At 67.1% G+C, this 4,482-nt stretch carries 2 protein-coding genes and 2 pseudogenes; 2 read left to right on the top strand and 2 right to left on the bottom strand.

All coding sequences use genetic code 11. The features are described from left to right. A partial coding sequence (locus AB0N17_RS45260) for a hypothetical protein (protein WP_366017530.1) occupies positions 1-406 on the top strand: 406 nt, incomplete at its 5' end. 1,658 nt (positions 407-2,064) lie between these two features. Here the strand turns inward: AB0N17_RS45260 and AB0N17_RS45255 are convergent. Both AB0N17_RS45255 and AB0N17_RS45250 read right to left on the bottom strand, forming a co-directional pair. Then, positions 2,065-2,825: pseudogene (locus AB0N17_RS45255) on the bottom strand (YcnI family protein). Positions 2,826-3,729: 904 nt separating this feature from the next. Then, on the bottom strand, positions 3,730-4,035 hold the full coding sequence (locus AB0N17_RS45250; RefSeq protein ID WP_366017531.1) for a GPR1/FUN34/YaaH family transporter: 306 nt from the start codon (positions 4,033-4,035) through the stop codon (positions 3,730-3,732). 267 nt (positions 4,036-4,302) lie between these two features. Here AB0N17_RS45250 and AB0N17_RS45245 point away from each other — a divergent pair. Then, positions 4,303-4,482, top strand: a pseudogene (locus tag AB0N17_RS45245) (hypothetical protein); the annotation flags it as partial.

The raw sequence follows: 4,482 nt of genomic DNA, 5'->3' as shown, positions 1-4,482 counted from the left end.
GACGCCCAGCGCGGCACACGTGCAGCCCGTGGAGTACCCCGGCCTCCCAACCTGTACCCAAATCTTGGGGAGAAAAGCGTTCGCCTTCTCCGTATACGCGATCCCCGCGCACCAGCCTGTCACGTTCAAATTCCCTGCCCCGCATAGCGACGGCTCAGTCACCATCGACATGGCCCCTGACTGGCGAATGGTAAATTTTGCCCTCCACGGCCCTTACGGCGCCCGCGGCGTCTTCATCGGGGGCTCTGGGGAGCCTCACGGCAACGCCGACTTCTACAAGTACCCCACAAAGAAGTACCCCAAGGGTATCAAGTCCGATAAGCTCCTTAATCCCCCGATCGGCGAGTTCGTCAACGACTTGAGGCTCTGCATAGTGCCAAGCCCCGCAAAGCAGCACACCAAATAATCGGAGCTACGGGGCCGGAAACTTCCCGGCCCCGTAGACGCCTGGCAAGGGGCCAGTCCTGCCCCAACGACGTCGCCTTCCGTCACTCAACCGTGTTCCTCCTGTGGCGGGGCGAGGGACGAAATGGTCGTGCGTGGGCTGGGCGAGCAAAGGCGCGGCAGCAGGATGAGCTGTCCCTGGTCATCCTCAACTCAGCACTCTCACTGTCAGACCGGTGTCGTGGGCCGTTGGAGGCTGAAAACCCCTCTAGCGGTCTCGGCCCGCGAGGGAAACGGGTTTCCCCCTGCCAGGGGTCTGGAACGGGCAGCTACCGGCCGGCCCAGCAGTGGCACGCCTTCATGTCCGGGTATGCCCGCCAAGCGACGGGGCCGAGCGATACCGCCACGTCATCGTACAGTGGAGCCGTCGTCGCGATCATGTGCGCTGCGTGAAGGCGCGTTGCCATGATGCAGCGCCTAACTGGCCGAACCGCCGGTTGCACTGCTGTCATCTGAGAACATGCCTGCGCCGAGGGAGCTTTGGGCGCGTCCCCTGATCACTGGCATAGCCGGCCTCATCATTGGTGCGATTCCCTTGGGCCGGCCTGAGGTCTCTCCAGTGGCGGGTCAAGCAAGGCGCAGACGGCCACGTTGCAGGCTCGATGACTCTCACCCACCGGTCGTGCCGTCTGGTGAGGCGAATGAGGATCGCACGGGGTACGGCGGCTACGTCAGCATCGCGAAAGGGGGGTGTCGGTCACCGTGTACGACTTGGTGGGAACAAGGCTCTGGCTGCGACGGCCGCCGTGAGGGCCCCAGCGCGGACTGGGCGGCCTGTCGCGGCGTGCAAGCGGTGGGCCAGCCGGCCGGACCGAGCGCCTGTCGGTGGGATGGGCGCAGGGCGCTGGTGGTAGACGATCGGCTGCGGAGTGCAGACGGTGGTGCAGGTGTCGTAGGAGACCAGGCGGTTGAGACCCCGTCCGGGCGGCGCCCGCCAAAGGAAGTGTGCGGTTACGGCTGTTGGACACCTTCGTTCTCACTCATTGCCGCTTCTCCATAACGCGCAGTGGCAAGATCCGGCGTGTGGACTACAGGGAACAGCTTCGCTCACGAATGGTAGCCACACGCTGGCCCGGACGCCTTGAACTGGTCGAGAGCCGGCTGGATAGCTGGACGGGCCGCGTCCTGCTGGAAGGCGCCACCAATCCCCAAGGAGTCGCGACCGCGGCCCCTGAGATCCTGTGTCATGCCCGTGGCAACGGACACTTGGGACCACCCGTGCTGCTCTTCGCCTCGATGGACGGCAAGGACGTCTCCGGCATGCTCGCCCCGCTCCCCTCCCGCGCTGGCCCCTGGGCCTCATCCGCACCGGCGCACCCAAGTCCGCGCGTCCCACCGTCTTGCACACTCAGCTCGCCCCCAGTCGCCGAGGACCATGCCTGACCGCCGAAGACACCCCGTCGGGGCTGAACCGGGCCGCCGAACTCGCCGGACCGGGGGGTGACGTGGAGCAGGCGGGTGTCTCATGCTCCAGGGGGACATGAGAACAAGACGTCCCCCGTCAGCTCATCACAACGTCTGCGGCAGGTACTGGCCATACCGTTGCGGCTCGGCGCGAGCGCCCCGCGCAGCGGGCTCGGATTGTGGGTGGTGACCGCGTTCGGGACTTCCAGCGGCAGTTCAGCGCCGTCTTCGCTGTCCCGGGCGGGGGCGGACCCCGTTGGCGCGGCCCCGGCGCATGGCGAACGCCGCTGCCGCGAGTCCTAGCGCACCGACAGCCAGGCCGGCGATCCCAAGACGGCGGGCGGTCGAGTCGCTGGCCGAGACCGCCGACGTGGAGCTGGCGGAGCTCTTCGCGCTCGCGGGCGAGGCGGTTGAGGCAGTGCTGCCGTTCTTCGTGGCCTTGGCGGTGAGCTTGAGGACCGGCGCCGGGTTCTCCGGCTCCTGGCCGCCTTGGGCCGCCTCGATCCAGCGGACGACCTTCCCGTCGGAGTACGTCTGCAGCGTCTTGAAGCTCAGCTGGTCGGTGTCGTCAGGGAGCTGGCCGAAGGCAACGTTGAAGTCCTCGTACTGCCCTGGTCGGATCTTGCCGCCGGTGAAGGTGATCTCTGAGACGGCGTCGGTGATGGTTCCGTCGTCGGTCTTGATCGGTGTCTTGAGCTTGGTGTCGGTGACCTGGGCGGTCCAGCCGTCCTGCGGATGGACCAGTACCCCGAGAACAGGGTGATCGGTGGTCAGAATACCTGGACCTTGGTGGTGCTGGCCTCGTCCTCCTCGTTCGGTACGCGGAAGGTGAGGACGCCGTCCGTGGTGCCCTTGACGTAGTTGTCGGGATGAATGCTGACGTGTGCGGCGGCGACCCCGGCCGTGGCGAGGAAACCGACGGTGGTTAGCGCGGTGACGGTGCCGACGCGGTGCAGAACGGTGCGGTTCGGGGACATGAGTGGATTGATCTCCGTACTGAAGGAAGGGACGTCGGGGGCAGATCGCGTACTGCGTCCTCGTCGGCGGCCCCCGCCGGTGTACGGCATACCGCAGTCGCGTTCCCTTCAGCGCCGCCGATTCCCCACCGGCCCGGCGCGTGGGCTCCGGCAGGTCCGCTATGCCCCGCAGCCTTCCGGCCAGGTGCCACCAGGCCGCCAGTGCCCACCCGAATGCGGCCGCCCCCCGCAGCAACGACCACACCGCGGCCTCACCGCGCCGCAGCCACCAGGTCAGCACTACGGTCGCCGCATTATGGGAAACGGTGGCGTGAGGTGTCACCGCATGGGCATGGGCCATTCGCATGCCATGCATGACCGTTTCTGCGTGGTGGGCCTGGGCCCTCTTGAACACGAGGTGCAGCCCGCCCTGGACGGCGAGCATCGCGCCGCCGATTCCGGCCAGCGACCGCTCCCGGCCGCACAGCGCACAGCTCGCCGCGAAGACCGGTGCGATCGCGGCGGCCTGCACCGGTACTGGCGGCGGGACCCCCGTGGCCAACGCGTGTCCTCCAATGGCGAGCAGCAGGCACAGCATGGCGAACACTGCCGCGCGCACACTTCGCAGTACCAAGGTGGCATTGGACGTGGCCACGCAGCTGGAGGACCCCCGCCCTCGCTTGCGCATGCGCATCACCGCCCGCGAACTACCTGGTCGACCTGTCTTTCCCATACGAGCGAAAACAAAGCACAGTTCAGTTCCCGGCCAGGTCGGGGAAAGAGCGCCAGTTGTTGCTCACGGGATGCTCCGCCCCGTCGATGAGGCCATCCGGTGGCGGACCAAGCCGAGAATGGCCACACGTCGGCAGGGACCTGTCCTTCCAGGTGGCGTTCGCCACTCCGGCGAAGGAGCCGTACCAGGCGATCAGCGGCGTGAGCAGCCCCCGCTCAGCCGCCGGCCTGCAACAGTCGGGTCCGCTGGCCCAGTTCTCGGGCCGGTGGGCAGCATGAAGGTCACCAAAAGCGCTGTCAACAAAGCGAGTAGGACGCCGTTGAGCCGAGCCGTAACAATCGACATGTATATGGTGAAAATCGTCCATGTCAGTGAGAACAGGCCGGTTGCCTGGTGGCCATGCGCCGGCGCCGGAGAGCACGGAAGGACCCAGTTGCCGCTCCCAGCTTGGAGCGCGGTTGAGGCGTCGGTGTATGGAGGTTCTCGTTGGCGGGCTATCGTGCGCTCCCCGCACCTAGATCGCGTGCCTTCGGGCGGGACTTGCCGCTCGGTGTTGCTGGTGGCCCGACGGACGGCTCTGGCTTTACGACGAACGGTCGCAAGTCACCGGTGACCGGTCGGCACCTCCGGCCGTGGAGGTGGTTCCGTAAAGCCCCGCCATGTGCCGGGCACATCGGTGAACGTGGCCGTCCGCGCTTCCGTATGTCTCCTTAACCCCCCGCGGCGCGGTAGGCGGACCAGGGGGGACGACGCAAGGTACGAGCGATGAACGACCGAGTTACTCCTTCGATGCGCGCCCTGCCCGACGGCGAGGCCGAGCTCTCTCTGGTGGTGCGGCTGCCTTGGGAAGACGTTGCCTGGCTCGGCCGAGAGGCCGGGCGGCTGGCCGCCCAGATGCAGCGTCCGGTGACGCTGGACGAGGCGGTGAGCCATCGGCTGCGGACC

Source organism: Streptomyces sp. NPDC051133, from assembly GCF_040682635.1.
Lineage (GTDB): Bacteria > Actinomycetota > Actinomycetes > Streptomycetales > Streptomycetaceae > Streptomyces.
Note: the sequence above shows the minus strand (reverse complement) of the source record. Positions and strands in the feature narration are given on the sequence as shown.